General features: G+C 36.2%; 20 protein-coding genes. 8 read left to right on the top strand and 12 right to left on the bottom strand.

Annotated features, from left to right (window positions below; all coding sequences use genetic code 11):
- Positions 1-96 precede the first annotated feature (96 nt).
- From IPN41_01865 to IPN41_01835, 7 genes are all read left to right on the top strand, one after another.
- The gene (locus IPN41_01865; GenBank protein ID QQS60699.1) at positions 97-621 is read left to right on the top strand and encodes a hypothetical protein; all 525 of its coding nucleotides are present in this window, start codon (positions 97-99) and stop codon (positions 619-621) included.
- A gap of 95 nt (positions 622-716) precedes the next feature.
- On the top strand, positions 717-923 hold the full coding sequence (locus IPN41_01860; GenBank protein QQS60698.1) for a DUF2061 domain-containing protein: 207 nt from the start codon (positions 717-719) through the stop codon (positions 921-923).
- A 6-nt stretch (positions 924-929) separates the two neighbouring features.
- Positions 930-1100 (top strand): hypothetical protein, encoded by a 171-nt coding sequence (locus tag IPN41_01855; protein QQS60697.1) that lies wholly within the window; start codon positions 930-932, stop codon positions 1098-1100.
- Between the two features lie 19 nt (positions 1101-1119).
- Positions 1120-1605 carry a VOC family protein gene (locus IPN41_01850; GenBank protein ID QQS60696.1) on the top strand — a complete coding sequence of 162 codons (486 nt, stop codon included), beginning with the start codon at positions 1120-1122 and terminating at the stop codon, positions 1603-1605.
- 39 nt (positions 1606-1644) lie between these two features.
- Positions 1645-2040 (top strand): VOC family protein, encoded by a 396-nt coding sequence (locus IPN41_01845; protein ID QQS60695.1) that lies wholly within the window; start codon positions 1645-1647, stop codon positions 2038-2040.
- Between the two features lie 1047 nt (positions 2041-3087).
- Positions 3088-4122 carry a pesticidal protein Cry7Aa gene (locus IPN41_01840; protein ID QQS60694.1) on the top strand — a complete coding sequence of 345 codons (1035 nt, stop codon included), beginning with the start codon at positions 3088-3090 and terminating at the stop codon, positions 4120-4122.
- A gap of 20 nt (positions 4123-4142) precedes the next feature.
- Positions 4143-6356: a glycosyltransferase gene (locus tag IPN41_01835; protein QQS60693.1), complete on the top strand. Its 2214-nt coding sequence runs from the start codon at positions 4143-4145 to the stop codon at positions 6354-6356.
- Between the two features lie 66 nt (positions 6357-6422).
- Here the strand turns inward: IPN41_01835 and IPN41_01830 are convergent, their stop codons facing one another.
- The 3 genes from IPN41_01830 to IPN41_01820 all read right to left on the bottom strand — a co-directional run bounded on the left by IPN41_01830 (position 6423) and on the right by IPN41_01820 (position 11282).
- The gene (locus IPN41_01830; protein QQS60692.1) at positions 6423-6695 is read right to left on the bottom strand and encodes an HU family DNA-binding protein; all 273 of its coding nucleotides are present in this window, start codon (positions 6693-6695) and stop codon (positions 6423-6425) included.
- A 180-nt stretch (positions 6696-6875) separates the two neighbouring features.
- Positions 6876-10778: a lamin tail domain-containing protein gene (locus IPN41_01825; protein QQS60691.1), complete on the bottom strand. Its 3903-nt coding sequence runs from the start codon at positions 10776-10778 to the stop codon at positions 6876-6878.
- A gap of 9 nt (positions 10779-10787) precedes the next feature.
- The gene (locus IPN41_01820; GenBank protein ID QQS60690.1) at positions 10788-11282 is read right to left on the bottom strand and encodes a hypothetical protein; all 495 of its coding nucleotides are present in this window, start codon (positions 11280-11282) and stop codon (positions 10788-10790) included.
- A gap of 249 nt (positions 11283-11531) precedes the next feature.
- On the opposite strand from IPN41_01820, the gene IPN41_01815 reads away from it, so the two are divergent.
- Positions 11532-12254, top strand: a complete 723-nt coding sequence (locus IPN41_01815; GenBank protein ID QQS60689.1) for a class I SAM-dependent methyltransferase — start codon at positions 11532-11534, stop codon at positions 12252-12254.
- Positions 12255-12306: 52 nt separating this feature from the next.
- On the opposite strand, the gene IPN41_01810 is transcribed toward IPN41_01815, so the two are convergent.
- From IPN41_01810 to IPN41_01770, 9 genes are all read right to left on the bottom strand, one after another.
- Positions 12307-13239 (bottom strand): zinc-ribbon domain-containing protein, encoded by a 933-nt coding sequence (locus IPN41_01810; GenBank protein QQS60688.1) that lies wholly within the window; start codon positions 13237-13239, stop codon positions 12307-12309.
- A gap of 73 nt (positions 13240-13312) precedes the next feature.
- Positions 13313-13483: a hypothetical protein gene (locus tag IPN41_01805; protein QQS60687.1), complete on the bottom strand. Its 171-nt coding sequence runs from the start codon at positions 13481-13483 to the stop codon at positions 13313-13315.
- A gap of 55 nt (positions 13484-13538) precedes the next feature.
- Positions 13539-13781 (bottom strand): hypothetical protein, encoded by a 243-nt coding sequence (locus IPN41_01800; protein ID QQS60686.1) that lies wholly within the window; start codon positions 13779-13781, stop codon positions 13539-13541.
- 95 nt (positions 13782-13876) lie between these two features.
- Entirely contained in the window at positions 13877-14137 is a 261-nt protein-coding gene (locus tag IPN41_01795) for a hypothetical protein (GenBank protein ID QQS60685.1), read from the bottom strand.
- 169 nt (positions 14138-14306) lie between these two features.
- The gene (locus tag IPN41_01790; GenBank protein ID QQS60684.1) at positions 14307-14627 is read right to left on the bottom strand and encodes a hypothetical protein; all 321 of its coding nucleotides are present in this window, start codon (positions 14625-14627) and stop codon (positions 14307-14309) included.
- A 205-nt stretch (positions 14628-14832) separates the two neighbouring features.
- The gene (locus tag IPN41_01785) at positions 14833-15510 is read right to left on the bottom strand and encodes a tetratricopeptide repeat protein (GenBank protein ID QQS60683.1); all 678 of its coding nucleotides are present in this window, start codon (positions 15508-15510) and stop codon (positions 14833-14835) included.
- A gap of 121 nt (positions 15511-15631) precedes the next feature.
- Complete coding sequence (locus tag IPN41_01780) at positions 15632-19291, bottom strand: hypothetical protein (protein ID QQS60682.1); 3660 nt, start codon at positions 19289-19291, stop codon at positions 15632-15634.
- Between the two features lie 575 nt (positions 19292-19866).
- Positions 19867-20511, bottom strand: a complete 645-nt coding sequence (locus IPN41_01775) for a class I SAM-dependent methyltransferase (protein QQS60681.1) — start codon at positions 20509-20511, stop codon at positions 19867-19869.
- Positions 20512-20544: 33 nt separating this feature from the next.
- A complete protein-coding gene (locus IPN41_01770) occupies positions 20545-21336 on the bottom strand; it encodes a hypothetical protein (GenBank protein QQS60680.1) in 792 nt (263 codons plus the stop codon).
- Between the last annotated feature and the right edge of the window lie 43 nt (positions 21337-21379).

Raw genomic sequence — 21379 nt, 5'->3', positions numbered from 1 at the left:
GTAGGAGAACGGATCCATCTCCAACCCTTGCCATTATCCTTTCTTGGATATGGTGATCAAAGGTCGACTTACTAATAATTAATTTAATTTACGCTCATGAATAAAAAAATTATCCCCTATGTCATTCTACCGGTGTTGGGATTGGCAATATTAGGGGTAAGTACAGCCTTTGCTGCCTCAAAATCTGAAGGGCAAACCCCAAGCGATGCACTTGTCAGCGCACTAGCTACAAAATTTAATCTTAATCCAACTGAAGTACAAACTGTAGTTGATCAAGTTAAAACCGAGCGACGTGCAAGCATGGAAGCTCTGCATCTCACAGCTTTCACTAATCGTCTTAACCAGGCGGTAGCTGATAAGAAATTGACTCAGAAACAAGCTGATACAATCATTGCCAAATCAAATGAAATTAAATCATTTATGGCAAGCTTGGACAGTAAAACTGAGGCCGAGCGTCGAACTGCTATGAAAGAACAAATGGATTCTCTCAAGCAGTGGGCACAAGACAATAATATTCCTAAAGAATATTTAATGTTTGGTATGGTTGGCAAAGGTATTGGTCATCACAAAACCCATGGTATGGGCTTTGGACCAAAGGAATTTCGTTCTACAATTAAATAAACAAAAAACTCATAGCAAACAAAACGGCCGGTTAATACCGGCTTTTTTGTTGATTAATGATATACTACTATTATATATTTACTTAACATTCTGTAATGAAAGACTCTCACCAACGAACCCTGGTAAAAACTATTATTTGGCGAATCATTGGGTCTTCAATCACCTGGTTTGTCGCTTGGCTCTATACTGGTGATATTGGCCAGTCATCCCAAATCACTATTATCTCTGCCCTTGTTATTATGGCAACCTACTATCTTTATGAACGAATCTGGAATAATATTCACTGGGCAAAACGAAACTAATTGTATATGAACTCAAAATTCTTAATCTGGCTAGGCCTACTTATTGGTTCAACCGTCGGAAGTTTTATTCCTCTCCTCTGGGGAGGAAATACATTTTCATTTTTAGGAGTAATCCTTAGTGCGGTCGGTGGAGGCCTAGGAATCTGGGCTGGTTATAAACTTTCGCAGGGTATTTAAATCTATTAAACATCAGAGTATGTCAATTCATCCTGAAACAAGGATCGGTCATGTGCATCTAACTGTCTCAAACTTAGAAAAATCACTTACCTTTTATCGTGATATTCTGGGTTTTGAAGTTGTTACTTACTATGGTGATTCTGCGGTTTTTTTATCAGCAGGGGGCTACCATCACCACATTGGATTAAATACCTGGTCAGGTCCAGGGATTGGACCAGCAAATTCACAACAAGCTGGTTTATATCATTTTGCTATTTTATTACCAAGTCGTCTTGAATTAGCAAAAGTTGTGCAAAACATACAACAAGCAAACTACCCACTTGAAGGTGCTTCTGATCATGGGGTTTCTGAAGCAATTTATTTAAAAGATCCTGATAACATTGGCGTTGAACTATATATCGATAGACCAAATAATCAATGGCCAAAAAATGCTCAAGGAAAAATAGAAATGATTTCACAACCACTTGATCTTAATAATCTACTAGCAGAATTAACTAATTCCTGATACTATATTTTTATAAAATTTATTAATAAACATATATCTATGAATAAAGTACAACATTTTGAAATTCCGGTTGATGATACTGGCCGCGCTCGAGCTTTTTATGAAAATATTTTTGGCTGGAAAACAATGGATTGGCCAATGCCAGATGGCGCTCCCTATATTGGACTTTATACTGGCCCCATGGATGAACAAAACAAAATGCTAGAAACAGGTTTTATCAATGGTGGAATGTTTCAACGTGGTCAAGATTTTCCTATTACTACCCCAACTATTGCAGTAGTTGTGGATGACCTTGATACTATTATTGAAAAAATCAAAGCTTCAGGTGGATCAGTTGTCATGGAAAAAAAGGTCGTTGGTGGAATGGGCTGGTATGCCTATATCAAAGATACAGAAGGTAATACAATTGGCGTCTGGCAAGACATAAAAAAATAAGTCCTATAATGACCTCCTCCCCGCACTCAAAAAGTCACCCTTCGGGATGACTTTTTTCATACGGGGTTTCCTTTGGGGTTCATGAGAATTCAAAGCCTGCTGGCTTGGGAAGATCCTCTTTTCCCTGGTACTCAATATATTTCCTAATCTGTTGTTCATTCAGGCCAATGGTGGATGAGAAATACCCAACGCTCAGACTGCCGTCTAAATACATGTTTTGATAAATTTATATTTCTTCTTGAGATGAGCACTCGCAAGTGACTTGAGTTGTTGCACGACGGTAGACACTGTTATATCTGGGGTTTCAATTTGCATAGATGGTCATGATCAGTGTTATAGCTATCATATGGAGCTCTGGGTTTTTCTGGCATGATGAAGATAGTCTCGAGCTCTGGTTTAACTGCTTTTGGGAAACTTGCGTCGGTACTTAGTTCCCCACATATGATACTGGTGCTGATATGACGAATGGTTAAGGCTTCGAATTCTCATGCCTATAGCGTACCCCTCCCTCGCTCACTCGGGAGTGGTAAGTGGGCATTCATCCTGCACTCACGATCTCGTGATGTTGTACAGGTTCCTTAAAAATCCCCCCAGTCGAATGACCGGGGGGATTTTTTTTCTCAAAATTTTTACGATAGTAAAGTAAATTAACTTAGGGCATGTGTTACAACATATTCCAAATTTGGAATCTGTTGACGAATAAAAATTTTTACTTTTTCCTCATCCCCTTCTTCAAGAATTTGTTCAAATTCCGGTAACTTCTCATCGGGGATATTGCGCAAAATACTATCATTTATACGATCAACTATTTCTTCAGTAAAAGAAACACGATTTTCATCATTAATTTCCTGATTTTTTTATGTATTAATTGTGTTATTAGTTGATCTAAAGCTTGGGGATCTATCATATAAAAATATTTTTTATATACGCTAATTAGCTTTAATTATAGCTTATTTTTAATGATTTGGCAAGTATCATCTTTAGTCTTAAAATGCTAAACTAGCATTAAGAAGAGGTGCGATATTTTGAACTTTTGCAGTCAGATCTATGTCACAAATACGGATTAATAATCAAGGAATTATTCTTGAATCAACAGAACTACCATTTGAAAATCAAGGTGTCTTTAATCCTGGTTGCATAGAAATTGATGGCATAGTTCATATGTTCTACCGAGCAGTTCAAGAAGGAACTTTTTCTTGTATTGGATATTGTCAAATAAAAGATCATACAGTAATCAAACGACTTGATCATCCTGTCTTAGTTCCGGAATTTGAATATGAAAAGCACGGAATGGAAGATCCACGAATTATTTTCTTAGAAGGAACTTATTATTTATTTTATACTGCCTTTGATGGAAAAAATGCACTTGGAGCCTATGCCACAAGCCCAGACTTAGTACATTTTACAAAGCAAGGTATTATTTCCCCACAAATTCCCTATCGTGAAGCATTAGCCTTGATAGAGGAAAATGCTCATACTCCACGTCTTTATTTTGAATATGCTCGCCAAGTAATGATATATAACGGACTAGATGTTCGTGTCTGGGATAAAGATATATTTATTTTCCCTAAAAAAATTAATGGACTTTTTTGGATGGCACATCGAATAATGCCAAGCATTCAAGTTGTTACCTTTAAAGATTTTTCCGATTTAAGTCCAGCTTTCTGGCACCACTATTTTGAACATTTTAATAACACAAGTTTGCTTAAACCAGAGTTTCCTTTTGAAAATAGGTATATTGGTGGTGGTTGCCCCCCACTTGAGACTCCTGACGGCTGGCTTCTCATTTATCATGCCGTGGAAGAAAATGATCATATTGTTCGTTACTCTGCCGGAGCTGCTCTCCTTGATTTAGAAAATCCCAAAAAAATTATTGGCCGTCTACCTTACCCACTTTTTTCTCCAGAAGAAACATGGGAAAAAGAAGGCAATGTTAATAATGTTGTCTTTCCAACCAGCGCCATCATTCATGACGATACATTAGATATTTACTATGGAGCGGCTGATACCCGTATTGGCCTAAAATCTACTTCCCTTTCCAATTTACTTACTGAACTTAAAAAATACCCACCAACTCTTTAACATTCTATTGCGCTGAATATATGTTTACTAAACAACCACATAAATCTTGGATTGTGTCTCTTTCAACGTTTCCACCTCAGAAATGTGGTATTGCGACGTTTACCAGTGATTTATCAACCGCTTTTAATCAATTATATGCTCCGGCCATTGAATCAAAAATTATTGCTATTAATAGCGACCCGGCAATTATAGATCAATATCCAAGTAATGTCGTTGCCTATCTTAGAAAAAATTACCTTGAAGACTATGTAAAAATAGCTGAAAAAATTAACACTGCACCACAAATTAAAGTCGTGTCCATTCAACACGAATTTGGAATTTATGGTGGGAATTATGGTGATTACTTACTTCATTTTACTTCAGCCTTAGAAAAACCCTTGATCATAACTTTTCATACCGTTCTCCCTGATCCCCCACCGGAAATGAAACAAGTTGTTCAAGCCTTGGCCAAACGAGCACAGCAAATCACCACCATGACTCATACTTCAAAGAAAATTCTGGAGTCAATCTATGCCATCCCTTCCGAGCAAATTACTGTTATCCCACATGGAATTCATCCAACTCTTTTTGCCCCAAGCATTCAATCAAAAAAAATTCTTGGACTACCGACTGACAAAACAATAATTTCAACATTTGGTTTATTAAGTCGAGGCAAAGGTATTGAATATGTTATTGAAGCGTTACCCGAAGTTATTAAACAGTATCCACATATTCTCTATCTTATTATTGGAGCTACTCACCCGGTAATTATTCAAGAAGAGGGCGAAGCGTACCGAGATTCTCTACAACAACGTATTGCAGAACTAGGTCTAAACGAGAACATACGTTTTATTAATTCATATATTAAAACCAGCCAACTCTTAACCTATTTAAGTGCTACAGATATTTATCTGGCCACACCGCTTGACCCCAATCAAGCCGTTTCTGGAACATTATCCTATGCAATGGGCGCTGGTCGACCGGTTATTTCTACTGCTTTTGCTCAAGCCAAAGAAGATGTAACTTCTGAGTCTGGGATTCTGGTAGATTTTAGAAATTCTAAACAGATAAGCCAAGCCCTTATCAACTTACTTAGTAGTCCTGAACGTCAAAATTCCTTAGGAAAATTAGCCTATTTCAAAACCCGTAATATGACGTGGGCCAATGTTTGTATTGCTTATATGAGAACTTTTGTCCGCAATGTACCAGAATTAAAAGAAAGTGAAAAAAGAGCTCCAAAAATAAGTTTACGGCATTTAAAAAAATTAACTACTGATTTTGGAATTATTCAATTTGCATTATTAACTGAGCCTGATCTTACTTCAGGCTATACCTTAGATGACAACGCTAGAGCCTTACAATTCACGGTTCTCTACTATCAACATAAAAAATCAAAGACAATTTTACGTCTAATTGAAATCTATTTACATTTTTTAGCCTTTGTTCATCACGAAAACGGGGTCTTTGAAAACTATGTTACAGCTGAACGTATTCATAGTAGTATCCAAAATAATCATGAAAATCTAGAAGATGCCAATGGTCGAGCTCTTTACGCGTTATCAATAACAGCCACAGCTCATTTTTTACCCAAAGAAATAAAAAATAAAGCTCGTCAAATGTATGAAAAAAGTATTGAAAATGCAAAAAAATTTACATCACCCCGAGCCATTGCCTCATATATTAAAAGTTTAGCCATTTTTCTTAAAGAAGAAGCAAATCCTAAATATTTAGATAACCTTATTGCCGGATGCGATCTCTTGGTTAGCCATTACCGAGCTAATAATGCAAAAGACTGGGAATGGTTTGAGCAAATTTTATCCTATTCAAACGGAGCTATTCCCGAAGCTTTGATAATCAGTTCAAAAATTACTGGAAACCAAGAATATTATACAATTGGCAAAAAAACTTTGGACTTTTTAATCTCCCATACATTTGAAGATGGAATCTATATTCCAATCGGTCAAGATGGATGGTTTAAACGTGGAGGTCATCGTCATAAATTTGATCAACAGCCCGAAGATGTGGCCACGACAATTACGGCTTTAAAAAGCATGTATGAAATTAGCCAAGATAGATATTATCAAAAATGTGCTTATAAAACCTTTGATTGGTTCCTGGGTGGAAATGTTTTGGGTCGAATTATGTATGATCAAAGCTCAGGTGGATGCTATGATGGTTTACGAGAAAATGAAATCAATCTAAACCAAGGAGCTGAATCAACCCTTTCATATTTATTAAGCAGGTTAATTTTATAATTTACATTATCTCGTAAAACAAAAATCGCCCAGTCAGATGACCTGGCGATTTTTTAAACTATTTGTTTAGAGAACTGCATCCTTAGCTGCTTTTGAAAGACGGAACTTAACAACTGTCTTAGCTGGGATCTGGATTGTTGCACCAGTAGCTGGGTTACGTCCTTGACGAGCTGCCCGCTTCATTTTTACTAACTTTCCGAAACCAGGCAAAACAAATTCGCCATTACGCTTAACTTCGCTATAAGCCATATCGGCTAAAACGGTCATTAGGTTGACGACATCTTTCTTCGCCATACCTGATTTGGAAGACAAGGCTTCCATGAACTGTGACTTTGTCATATGAGACTAAGTTAAATTATTAAGAGGCAAAAAGCCTTTATCTATTAATAATTATACCCTATCTTTAAAAAAACTACAATAAATACAAGGCTTTTCTCAAGAGCTAGAAAACAAAGGTTTGCTACAAATTATTTTTCAAGTTTAGATAGTAATATTTTATTTAATATTAGCTATTTTTTACTATAGTTCACCTAGACTAGCTTCTTCAGCTACTTGTTGATTAGTAAGAGCTCCTTCCCATATTTTTAGATCATCAAGTATATAAGAATACTGTTGTTCACCGATTACAAGAGAATTAAAGCTATCCCAAAGCCAAACTTGTTCACGTGTTATTTGTAATATCCCATCAATATAATACCGTAATTGATACAAATATGAATCATAGACCAGAGCAATATGATGCCAATTATTATCAGCCGGAATATAGCACCCTAAACCATCAACACTCTCATTAAAATAATAGTATGATTCCCCATAGCCGCCTCCCATTCCAAAATGACGTCCAGTTTGTTGGTTAGAAATTGCTACAGCTCCCCCGCCATTTCCCGTTAAACCACGTTTACGCCAGTATGAGAGAGAAACATCTTTGTTTGTAATTGTAGAAATGGAAGTATTCGCCAGTTGTCGTTGCCAGGTGATATGCAAACCATTTCCCAAGCGACCAGGAATTATTTCGGGATTAACTATTTCTCTTCCTCCAATCAAATCAATAGCATTCCCCTGATTATCAAAATTCCAATAGTGAACAGTTTGAGCTGATGTTTGCGCTGGCCTAAGCATATGAGGTGAAAGTTGCCTACCCAAAGAAGCAATAATCTCTTCACTACTCAATGCCCGATTCCAAACTGCAATTTCATCAAACTTATAGGGTTGATTATCTTCATCAATAGCGACATTGGTTAAAATTTGATTTAAACTATAATCTCCAAGGATTTTCTTCTTTAAGATACCGTCAATATAAATTGCTAAGTAATTATTACTATAAACAATTGAATAATGATGCCAGGTGCCTACAGGTAGTGGTGAAATTCCGGAAAGAATTTCTTGGTTGTTAAATAATGGATTAATGCCATGAGGAGAAAGTTTTGTGCCAATACCAGCTGTTCGCTGGCTATTTAAGAACCACATAGTGCTAGCAGAGGCATTAAATATTTCTTTTCTATAAAATGATAGTGTTAGCTCGCCTGAAGTAATTGAAGTTGGTAGATTCCAATTAATTTCTTGATCCGTCTGCCAACTTTGGTACATCCCACAACCATACTTTCCCACTGACCAAGAAGAGGTTTGATATGTGGTTGAGAGATTAAGACTATCATAGGTTGCCCCATTGCACTCATCAAAATGCCAAAGATATAGTAACCCTGCTTCCACATTTCCTGACACCAGCGCTTGATTATGTGAAGCTCTTGGGATCACAATATTCTGCAGAACAAAATCAAATAAATTATAATCAGAATCATATCCATTACCTTCAAGCGGGTTAGTCTGAAGACTATGGGCTGTTGATGAATAATATGCTTTTCGTTGTAAGGAAATTGATTGATTTGGGGACGGGGCTGCTAAGCCTTCTGGGTTAGTTGCTGAGCCATAGCCCAAACGATCAATCTCTTCACCAGCTGAATTAATAATTCTAATATGTCCATTTTCATCAAACGCTAGCTCATTAGTTATGCGTAGGTCAGAAATTGTTTGGTAACTATAGTCTCTCCCAGAAACTAAGATATACCCATAAGGTGGAATAGTTATACCATCAAAAGAATGTGTGGCCGTACTATCAAGCCAAGAAATTCCAATCTGAGATTTTTTTTGTAAGATATAGCCTTGCAGATTAACATGCGCCGAACTTGGATTATATAACTCAATAAATTCATCTAAACTACCTTGTGGACCATTAGTTATAACTTGGCTAATAACGACATGGCTAATTGGATTAAAAGAATAACTTGTTGTAGCTATTTCTGACCAGTCACTAATATTACCAGCTTGATCACGAGCTCTAACTCTAAAAGATATTGGTGGACCAAGATATGGTGTTATGAATTCAGCTTGCAATTCAGTTGTCATGTCTTGCCAGACTTGCCAATCAGCCTCAGCCAACCGAGACTGGACATCAAACCGTAGATTATCACTATTAGAATCAAAGCCACGCCATTGCACAGTAAATTGTAATTGATCATAACTCTCAGACAAATTTTCAATAATCGCTGAGGGTGTTATTGCATCTTTAATTACGGTAATAGTATTAGCATCACTGATCTCTTCATATATATTTTGACTAGTTAATGTAAAAACGTTGTCATTATTAGATAATGACTGTTCACTCACCCAGACATTGTCCTGTTTCTCAATATTTTCTTCACTACCATTAATTAATAGTTTTGTATTTTCTTCAGTCGTGGCTTTAATTTCTATAATAGAACTATTTGTATAGAAAGGTGATGATGATGGAAAAACAATAATTGGTGCATCTGGCTTATCAATAACAATTTGCCAGGTATGGCCTGAAGCAATTACTTCTTTGTTACCAACTTTATCACTTGCCCTTACTTGAAAAAAATGATTCCCAGCAGACAAATCTGTATATTGTTTCGGTGATAGACACTCTGCCCAGGCAGAATCATCAAGCTTACACTCAAAATGGGCACCAATTTCGGAGTAAAAACGAAACGTAGCTGATCGCTTATTATATCCAACATCTGAGATAAGAGCTGTTATAGGCGGAGTTGTATCAACTGTCCAGCTATAATGAATTGGCGTTTGATCAGAGCCAATCTGGGTTATGGCACGAACATAAATATCATGTTTGCCTTCAGATAAATTTGTTATCTGGTGATTTGATGAACAACTTTGCCAATTTCGGCCATTACCACTACATTCAAAACTAGCTTCCGGAATATCAGAAGAAAAAATAAAAGTAGCTGTAGTCTGATTAGTGCTTGAGGCTGGACGAGTTAAAATATACGTATCCGGGACTTTTGAAGAATTTTGAACTGGTGGTTGATTTGGTAAACTAGGTGTTTGGCTAGGAATAACTGGCACAGGAATTGGTACAATTTGTTTTTTTGGACTTTCAACAGAAACTTTAGGAATCACAGGAACTGATGGTGTTCGTGGAGTATTTGCCTTTGCATTTGATGAAGTTGTTACCTGCAAGGGAACTCCTGATTGATTTACTTGAGGGATGACCTCGCTTGATGGTATTGGTAAAGGATTATTTTTTTCAATGACTGTATTTTGTTTAAGCACACCAACTTCTCTATAAAAAATTTCCAGTAAACGTAAACCATAGGCAATAATTTTTGGTGAAATTTCTTGCCAATACTCATATTGAATTTCCTGGGAAAGATAATATGATTTGTTCTTTGGATTATAGGCTGCTAATTTACGTGAACTATCCATTAAATATAAGTCTTCACGAATAGCCCTATTCATTGGAGAAGGGAAATTTTTACTATTGATTGTGTCCTTACTGAGAAAATTACTATTTACCCACGTCGCCAGCTCAATAATACAATCATCTGCCTTCTTACAGTTTGAGACAAAACCATTAGACTCGGTAATAACTGCTGGATTGCTATATTTCCCCCATTCTTCAAAGGGGTCTCCAAAGGCATGTTGATCATTTCTAGTATGCGCCGGCACACCAACATCTTCTAATAAATGAAGGGTGTGGCCTAAACATCGTATGCCCTTGGCGATATCATTATTTTTATAAGCATTGATGGCTGTTTGCCAAGAACAATCCCCTCCTTCGGTTGATCTTTGCTTGGCTGTGTTAAATGTCCACTCCGGCGACGGTAAACCCATTTGTATTCCAGCAATTTTTAAACCTTGTCTATTTAAGGGATTATAAAAATGATTGAAAGCTCTGGTTATTGGTTCATCTTCCTCAATTGTACCTTGGGCCAGCCAGTCTATTTCATTTTCTTTTAATGCATACTCAGGATATTGTTCATTAAATAATGAAGCAATAACCCCGGCTAATTTTGGATGAATAACATAGGTATCAAAAGCTTGTATTTGATTTAGAGGGAATAAAAAGAACAGAAGCAATAAAAACCAGACCCTCCTTTGTTTTTTCATAGTTTTTATTTAAAATTCATTAATTTGCCAATACCCTTTCTTCACTTCAACAAAACGTATTTCCAACTTTTGCGTACCGGAAGGGACTAAAAAACGTTCTCCCGAAACTTCCTCCCAATATGGCTCATTACTTACATAGTCATAGGAATATACTGCGATCCGTTCGCAGGTTAAACTATTCTCACAATCAATAATATATTCCTCACGAACATTAGTGAGTGGCTCAAGATACCGGTCTTTAATTTCAGTATCAGAAAACATTTTTTTATATCCATCTCTCTTGTCTTTAGTTATATATGAAAGATAATTATCATTATTTTCTGACAGAGCCCGCTGAAACTTTTCAAAGGTTTCCAATGGAGTAGTGCTTGGTTCTGCATATATTTTTTCCCAAATAAAAGGTAGGTATACCCCATATCTCCAAAATTTCAGACCAATAGTCAGGCATGCACCAAGAAAAATAATAATCAGGAAGGAGTAGACATACTTTTTTTGAAAAATCATACATTTTTTTTAATCTATAATCGGACAATCTCAGTGCTTTACAATAGTCCACCCCTCCAAATGAACCATCACAAAGTAACTTGAGATTGTCTGATCATAGGTCAAAATGTATTCACATCTTGACTCATATACATTACCAAAATTACATTCAAGAAAAGTTCAAGAAAAAGTAAAAAAATATTCAAGTTGACTTTCATAGCAAATACTGTTAAAGTTTTCAGAATACAAAATAAAAAAATAAAATGTTCTATGAAAAAAAATCAGCAATACGAAAAAGATTTTGAAAAATTTCTGAGTCATACGAGTGAAAAATTACTCTTACTCAAAGCTATAAAAGAAAAAATTTGTGATCACAACATTTCTTCCTTACTTGATGTTGGTCCTGGAGATGGAAGATTAAGTATTCCTCTGTCTTTAGAAGTAGACAACTACGTGGGAGTTGAATCAAATTCACTGTATGTAAATAAACTCAGAGCAGCTAATCTTAGGATAGTGCATGGAGATTTCCCGTTGGATATCGATGAGTCATTTGACATGGTTCTTATGTCACATTCGCTCACGTACAAACCTAATCTCATAATTGATTTCATTAATAAAGGCTGGGAACTTTTAAAGACTTCCGCGATATTATTGATTATTACATTTAGAGCAAAGGATGATGACTGGACCTCGCTTCTATCAAAGATTGGAGAAAATCCTCTGAAAAAATACCAAGATTGCTATACAATTATTGAGGAAACCTTAAAAAGTTTCGGCAATCTCCAAATAAATAAAGTTGTCACTGAAGTAACAACTGATACATTAGACGATATGATTGAAGCGTTATCATTCGTCGCGAGTGACGGTAATCTTGAACGAAAAAATTTATTTCTTTCACATTCAGAAGAACTGAAAGAAATTTTAAATGAATATACAAAAAATGGTTCATACTTTTTCCCATTCCAGCATTTTTGCTTAATGGTGAAAAAATAACCATAACAAAACACCCCGACTCAGAGCCGGGGTGTTATTTTATTATCCTAAATTATTGTTTACTATAACTCTTAGTCCAATACTCAACACTGCGCATTGCTTTATAGGCATCTCCAGGATGTCCCAGGAAGTAACGTTTACCATCACCAGGGTTAACATACCACGCTTCTTTGTTTCCTTCTACGGCAATGATTATTCTTCCTTTCTGTTGATTACTATAATTAATATCAATCGGCATTGAAGCATTAGCTTTTAATGGATCAAAACTACGTAATAATTCATCTCGGTCAGTATATGTATCTCCATCGGTATCAGCTTTCTCTTTATCAGTTCCAACGGCGATCTCAACATCATCAGATAAGCCATCTTGATCTGTATCAAGACCAGTACTGATATTAGCTTCAGCGATAGGGATTCTGGCTAAATCTTTTTTAGAAATTCCAGTCCCTAAGGTTAAGATTAGATTATAAATATTTGCGTCTGATGCTGTTAATTCAATTTTGCATTGCTCCAAATCTTTAACAGCCCCGGCCTGAACTTCAATATCTTTTTTATATTGATCAGCTTTAACATTTAATTCATCCTGAGTCTTCTTTAACGCTTCTTCGGCCTGCATAACCAACCTATTCTTTTCCTCAATCTCCGCCTTTGATTTCTCTAAATCTTTAGAAAAAGTGTCCCTAGAGGCCAATAATGTGATAGTGTCATTATTCATCTTTACAATAAGCCCAATCAAGCCAACAAAGATTACAATAATTAATCCATACAAAAACCATCTCTGCCAATGACGTTTTTTAATTTCCGTCTGAACGGCTTCATGGTGTTCAGCTAATGGAACGGCTCCCTTACTTGGAACATTCCCCATGGGGTTTACTGGATTTTCAAACATATCAGTAATATTTGTTTTCTTGGTTGTGTCATGTCCACAATATGGACACTTCTTAATATTATCTAGGATTGTTTTTTGGCAGTTCGGACATCGCATAATACTTTTCTATAGTATACCACAAAATTAAAATGTTGCCAAAATCTGTACTCAACCAATAATCCCAAGAATATTATTGTGTGTCTTTTTCAGCTATAATCTCGGCAATGCGTTTCATCCATATTTCATTACATCGCATCCGTGTTTCCAATGACGCGAAATGATCATCAATCCGTCTCTCCAGGTGATCAAAAGACTCAGTAATAATTATCAATAACTCTAAATACTCTTTTTCTGATATCATATCCCTTTTTTAATAATAAAAGGAGGGATATTTGCTGTACTACAAGTATATAATACTACACTGAATCAGTTTGTTTAATATGAGCAACCTCATAAGAATTAATCACTTCTTTATCTTTTAAAATAATAGCGAGGCTGTTTAACTGACCCTTAGTCGCCATATTACCTTCTATCCGTTCAAGCCAGGTTTGATGATAATTAAGGCGTTCGTCTACCTTATCAAGTCTTTCATCGACTTTATCAAATCTTTCGTCCATCCTTTGTTCTAATCTAGAAAATGTTTCTTTTAATATGTCCATATATTGCATAAATTCTTTTTCAGTAATATATTTCATACTCCTTAAAAATTAATAGTTAAGGAGGGTTATTTGCACGCAAAAACTGTAACTAAAAATTAATCTAATCTATCAGTATTCTTAAACAGAACATGACTTTTATCAAAAGATGAGATTACTTCTTTTTTCTCTAAAATAATCAGCAGGCTATTGAACTGAGACTTGTGAACCATATATTTCTCAATTCTACCAACTCTTGTGTTTAAATACTTGATTTCATCTCTTAATTCAGCAAACTGCTCTTCAACCCTATCAAATCTTTCGTCCATCCTTTTTTCTATTCTAGAAAATGTTTCTTTTAATATGTCCATGTATTGCATAAATTCTTCTTCAGTAATAAATTTTATACTCCTTAAAAATTAATAGTTAAGGAGGGGTAAAATTAGTTTTTTAGCATGTCATTTTGACTCTCCACTGTCATCCCGGTCTTTCCTCTGTCATCCCCGTGCAAACGGGGATCTGGTTGTAATTAACGCAATGACCTTTACTTCACTCACTAGGCCTATACAAAACATGACTAGCATCAAAGTTGGTGATAACTTTCTTACGCTCAAGAATACCGACCAGGCTGTTGAATTGGTACTTATGTACCATATTCTCTTCTATATACTTAAGCCGAGAGCTGTGATAATTCAGTTCTTGGAAGACTTTTTCAAAATTTCTGTCAATCACTGCAAACTTCTGATCAATAGAAGCAAATTTTTCATCAATCCTATCAAATCTATCATCTATCTTTTGTTCTAATCTAGAAAAAGATTCTAATAGTACATCCATATATTCCATAAATTCTTCTTCAGTGATAAATTTCATACTCCAAAATTTAAAAATTATGGAGGGAATATTCCCAGTCTAACAAAAAGAAAAAGTGGTGGCAAATAATAGAAAAAATAAAAAAATAAACTTTTATCTTAGCCATTTATTAAGTAGAACAAATTTTACAAGGAAAATTATGCATAACAAAAAACAACCCCCTCCGTGAGGAGAGGGTTGAATATTTTAAAACAATTGATTAAAACTATTTCTGTATCTTTGCTTCAAGCTTTGCTATTTCTTCTTTATATAACTCATTTTCCGGGAATCGATCAAGAAGAATTTTATAATATTCTAAAGCCTTTTCATTTTCTCCAATATCACGCAAAAAACCAGAATACCTTACAACTATATTTCCATTTTCAACTAATGTTGATAAGGCCTCTTCATAAATCTTAATTACATCCTCATTAGATTTTTTCAAATAATATTGATATAAATCAATCTTTTGCAAATAGACTGTTTCACTTCCATACTTTGAAATTTCTAAAGCTTTATTATATGCTTCTTCAGCTTTATCATACTCCCCCATTTTTTTATAAATATTACCAATATTTAAAAATGGTATCCAAACATTATTATTGCCAATAGCGGCCGCTTTTTCATATAACTCAATAGCCTTTAAATATGACTCTTTATTCCCATTATCGCCAGCTAATATTAATGGCGAGGCATCTTTTAGATACTGTTCATACTGTTTAACTTCTTCATCAGTAAACTTTATTTCTTCATCAGGATTTTTTTGATCTTGATTTGTTACATTACCTGTCTCTTTTTGCCAATAGTTAAAATACCCCTTTGAATAGGTAATATATCCTGCCCCAATTAATACTAATAGACAAATTATTATAACAAAAATTGATTTATTTTTTTGTATATTCATACAAAAAGTATAGCATTTTTACCAAAAATATCAAGCAAAAAAGCAAAGAAAATACCCCTCCTGTCAAATGACAGAAGGGGTATAAAAGAATTGCTTCTTTTAGATTTGAGCTACTAAATGATTAGTAAGTCAAAGTACTTCCAATGATTGGTAAGCTATTAACAGAAGTAAGAGCTGAAGTAACACCGTCACTCCAGATAATACCGTCAGAAGCAATACCAGCAGAGAAGTTCTTACCAGTTGCAGCGTCATCAGTATCAGCTACAACGATAATTGTCTTGGTAGCACCAGAAGCAATTGTAACGTCCGTAAATGCGGCGTCAAGAATTGCTGTGTTGGTGAACTTAGTTACAGGACTAGCAGTTACACAAGTCAATTGGGCAGCTGTTGTACAAGGGTTAGTTGCGTTGTCAACATCTTCAACACCAATTGAAGCTAATGCATTACCAGAACCTACACCAGAGTTACCTTGATTAGGTGCAGTACCAGAAACTGAGTCTTTGTAGAATGTTACGTACTTAAGACTGTCAGCAGTGTTAGCAATAGTTGAAGCCATATTAACAGTCAAAGACTTTAATGTAGCGTCATATGTACCGACGTTAGCTGAGTTTGTAACATTGAACTTAGCAACAGTTTGAGCCAAAGATCCAGTTGAAGCTCCAGAAGGAGTATCACTAGCCTTTGTAACTGAAAGCTTAGTCTTAACTACAGTTTGAGCTGTACCAGTAGCAGATGTAACGGTTTCAGTAATAGCGGTACCAGAAGCAGCGCCAATACTGTCAACGTCAGCGTTTGAACTGATTGCTAAAGTAACAGAATCATTAGAAGTTGCATTTGGGAAAGGATTAACAGAAGCTCCAACCACCAATGTTCTATTTGTACCCTTAGCAATTACCCAAGGAGTAGCTAAGTTAAAGGTAGCATTATGACTTGCGTCAAAAGCAGCAATAGTTCCACCTACTGGGACAGGAGTTCCTGAAGTAACATCCCAAAGATAAATGTTATTCAAGTTCTCGCTGTTAGTTGAGCTGTCTGAAATTTCAATTCTGTTAACATTAACGTCTTCAGAAGTTCCAGCAGCAAACTTATAACGAGCAAATTCCTGATCTGTTGAACCCATAACCATCTGAGTAGCAATAGGAGTATTGGAATCAGTAGTTATAGTCAACGAACCACCAGCTACAATTACGTTTTCTTGCAAATTAGCAATGGTAGCAGTTGGGTAAGCGTCTGTGCTTGTTACCAAGCTTGTTGCGCTTAAGTTAACGAATTCTAGACCTGGTTCACCAGTAGTTGTAAATCCAGTGGCACCAGTTAAGATATCCGCATAGACATCAACTACATATTGTGCACCTGCAGCAACAGTAATAGCTGGGCTTAGACTGAATGTAAAGTCAGCACCTGTTGCTGTTGACAAAGTACCTTGAGTAGTAGCCAAAGCTACACCAGCAGCACTCTTCAAAGTCAGGTTCTGGAAGTTGGCACCAAATTCAGAATCAGTTTGATCACCATCATCACCAACAACAATCTGAGTGACTGTTGCACCTTCGGCAGAGCCGGCGGTAATGATCATGGAAGCAACCTTTGTATTTGTAGCACCTACAACGCCAGTTGGCTGGGCTACTGTGAAGTTACCCAAAGAAAGATTCTTGGCAACAGTCAATAAGCCAGTTCTAACAGTCATAGTTCTTGCAGTAGCTGCAGAAGTTGCGATACTGGAAAGTGAAGACTGTCCAGTTGCATCAGTTGATCCTGCAATCAAGCTGACTACTAAAGTTTGACCAGAAGCCAAACCTGTATTATCAGCATTATTTACGATATCAGCACGATATTCAAAGACACCAGTTGTGCCAGCAGTAATGACCTGAGTCATTGTGAAGGCATTTTCAGTTGCATCAGTAACAACTGTGTCAGTTGATCCAACCTGTGAACCATTGAAATACAATTTACCATTCTTAATGTTTAAGTCGCTTGATTCTTCATTAACTGAAACTCTAACGGTTGTGACTTTTACATCTTCACCATTAGCTTTGTAGTCAAAACGAGCCAAAGGAATGTTTGTTCCAGCAGATGGAACATTTCCTGTTGGAGAATCTGAAGAAACAGACACAGTTATAGTACCGTTATTAATAGAAGTACCAGAACCGGTTGTTGGTTCAACTAATGAGAAGGCTGAGCCACTCTTCATTGGAGCAACATATACACCATAGCTATTATCTTTGACCATAACGTCAGCAGACTTTCGAATAGTGAACTTGAAAGTTCGGCCTGTTCCGTTCAAAACGTCACCCTTTAGGACAACAGTTTTGGTTTGACCACTAGTAATAACCCATGGAGTAGCAAAGGCAAATACAATTTCCTTTGAAGCATTCATAGTAGCAGCTGTTGTGCTTACTTGAACGCCACCAACTTCCAATTTGAAGTTAGCTAAGTCAGTTGTTGAAACAGTTCCAACACCTGTTAACTTAATCTGTTCAACAGCCATATCCTGATCGTTGGCAGTGATACCAAAGCGCCATAGTTCCTGGTTTAACAAACCTGGATCAATAGTTGCAGGGTAGGTTGTGAAAGAAGTAATGTTTGCATAACCAAGGTCAGCAACAGTGTTAACTGCCATCTGATTACCATTCATTGGGAATGAACCAGTTACAGTTGCACCTGAGGCTACGATATCAGAAGCAGCATTAACACCTAGGATAATTCCTGGGACATTAGCGTTTGCATTTGAAATATCAGCTTTGACCATTAAGTTACGAGTAGCACCCTTAGTAACAGTAAACAAACCATTACTATTGTTGAAAGTAATAACTTTATTTGAGATTGAAGTATGTTCTGCAATCATCGTATTACCGTCAAACAAATATACAGTACCTAGATCAGTATCTGTAGAGATACCACTGCGAGTTAATTTAACTGTATTAACAATGACATCGCCATCGTTAGCAGCAGTGAAATTTAAAGCAGTGAATGGAGCTAAAGCTTGAGAGTGAGCAGCGCCAGTGTCACGGATGTAAGTAGTAGAGGCTGGAGTGCTTGCTGACAAAGCAACAGTCAAACCAGAACCAGTACTAACAACACCACCTGCACCAGAAGCTGTGTCAATCAAAGAAGCTTCGACACCGGAAATCATAGATCCAACAGGAGAGAATGAAGTCCAGCTAGATGGAGCAGTTGCAACGTGAGCAAAGCTAAAGCGGTTTGCATTAAATGCAGATTCGCCTGAGAACTTGCGCCATGATGAACCGTCAAAATAGTTAACTTCAGAACTATTAGCTAATTTAGCTAACTGTCCAGTACCATACATACCAGCAGTCAAAGGAGTGCCGACATTGTAGTTGGTAAAGAATGCATCTGGAACGTCTTCAACCATAGAGGCCCAGTTTGAACCCCAAAGGCTGATAGCATTAGCTTCACTAACGATTGATCGCAAAGTACGGTTGCTGTCAACAGCATATACCTTTGGATCAGTTGTAATCTTAACAAGTTTTACACCTGGTCGGTATGTAACGTTACCACCCAATGGGTAGCTTTCAAGTTCTGACTGAGAAATAGTCATAACTGAACTAAAGTCACGGTACCAAGTCATGTAAGTTTTTGAATTTGGGAACACATATCGCTTACTTCCTTTGAGGTAATAAACGGTTGATAAACCGCTCATCTTGATTAAGCTCATGTCAGGAGCAGCAGCTTTAACGGAATTAACCGATAAAATACCACTGGTCGAAACAACAGTAGCTACTACAAGAGCGAAAGTAAAAATCTTTCGTAATGTATTATTCATACGTAATTTAATCCTTTAGAATTCTTGAAAACCGCGCACATCAATCGGAATCCCGCTTCCCCGCATCAACAAAAGCATAAGCTTTATTAACGCTAGAGAGCAAATTATGGGGGGAATTCACTACTCCACGATCATCACATAGTAGAAGGTTATAATGTTTATAAAGTTATGAAGAAAAACATATACTTTATAACTCCAGATCCCCGCCTTCGCGGGGATGACAAACTTTATAACTTTTAAACTTATGTTTTAGTTGACGCGGAGAAAAGCAAAATTGATGTATTCCACACTCAGTAATTGAATGTGCTCATCGCTACTTTGTACAAAGTTTTGATGAGAGCTTTTCAAAAATATATAAGGTTTATAAGGCAATATTTTACACTGTAAAATATTGAGTACAACAATTCGTTATAAAAACGAACTTCGACCTTTCGGGCCATACTGCTGAATTCAGTCAAAGACCAAATCCAGTCTTTCTCTATACTGCCACTCTTCGAAAAGAGCGTTACTATAGATATATCAATTCACTACCTAACTGCAATGAACTACTATATATATAGTAAAAAACCAAACTTTTAAATAACAAAATACAAAATGATTATTTTTGTTTTAATGTTTTGTGTTTTTTTTTCTTGAACTAAAATCTTTTGCTCACCTGACCCAGAAATCACACTAGCTAGACCATTCTTTTGTTCAAGAACAGTGACAAAACTAAAATGATTTTGTAATTCTTCTATAAATTCTTTTTTTGTAAATTCTTTTATATGAAACGGATTCTTCTGGCCAAAGACGTCACGATTTGGGGTGGAAATAAATGTGACACCTTCAGCCGTTAGCACCCGTGCCAATTCTTGTAAAAAACCTTTATAGTCCTTAATATGTTCGATAGTTTCAAAACAGGCAATAACTTCAATACTATTATCAGTTATATCTAACTTCTCAACGCCTTCTATTGTTTTACCGACCTTAAATTCAATCTGATTGGAGCCATAGCGTTTCTGGGCTTCGGCAACCGCCTGCTCATCAATATCAATACCAATCACCTTTTTAGCTCCGGCTTGAGCAAGTATATCAGCCCCATAACCAGACCCAGAGGCAATATCCAAAACAATTTTATTACTGACAAATGGCCTTACTAATTCATAACGAATTATATGTTCATCATATAAAAGTGTTTGTTTCTCCTCTTCACTTACTACGAGACGTTCTACATAAGACATATCAGGCGAATTGTTAATGTTCTATTACTAACGTTATTTAATTATTATTTCTCCTAATTTACTGACAGCTTCATTATAATTTTTTTCATTAAACAGCTTTTCTGCTTCTTCTAATACTTTTTGACTGGATACTGGCATTGAAATCTCAATTCCCTTTTCATCTTTACTGGAATCAGCACTAAAGACTTCACTTTCTCCGGTAGCATCTTCAGGGGTTTTTGTATCAGCCGGATCGGTAGTTTCTGTATTTTTCTTGGTAGTAATATTCATTTTTTGTCTTGACTGAGATTGAGCGTCAATGGTTGCCTGTCTAGCTTCTTCTTCTTGTAGTCGAGTAAGTCGTTCACGGACAGAGGCAATTTCCTTCTTAAAACTATCTGACAATTCTTGTACTCGTGGATCAGTAGAATTAGTTTCTGTAGAGTTACCAACAATCATACTTAATTCAGCTGCTCGGTTTTTTGCAAATTGGACATTTAATTGAGCCTTAGCCTTTTCATCAAAGGTTGCTGCATATTCAGTCTTCTCACTAATTATTTTAGCAATATATAAAACATCATTTGGCGTAGTCTTCTGTGAGGCACGGATACTAACAAAACCACTTCCTACAAAAAATAAAAGAATTAAGGCAGCAATTGGTGTAGGTTGCAATAAACGGTGGGTTAATAAATTTAAACGACTGAAAAATCCAAGCTCAGTTGCGACTGATTCTTGGCCATTAAAAATTTGATATGACAAAACCTCGCGATTTTGGCGGACCCAATCGGCACGAGGAGACATATCTTTAAGACTTGAGAGATGGCGAACTAAGTCTTTTTCATTCATATAATAAATTTATTAAATTGTTACAGGATTATATAGAAATATA

It is taken from the genome of Candidatus Falkowbacteria bacterium, assembly GCA_016699775.1.
GTDB lineage: Bacteria > Patescibacteriota > Patescibacteriia > Patescibacteriales > Patescibacteriaceae > Patescibacterium > Patescibacterium danicum.
This window is presented reverse-complemented; position numbering and strand designations above follow the sequence as displayed.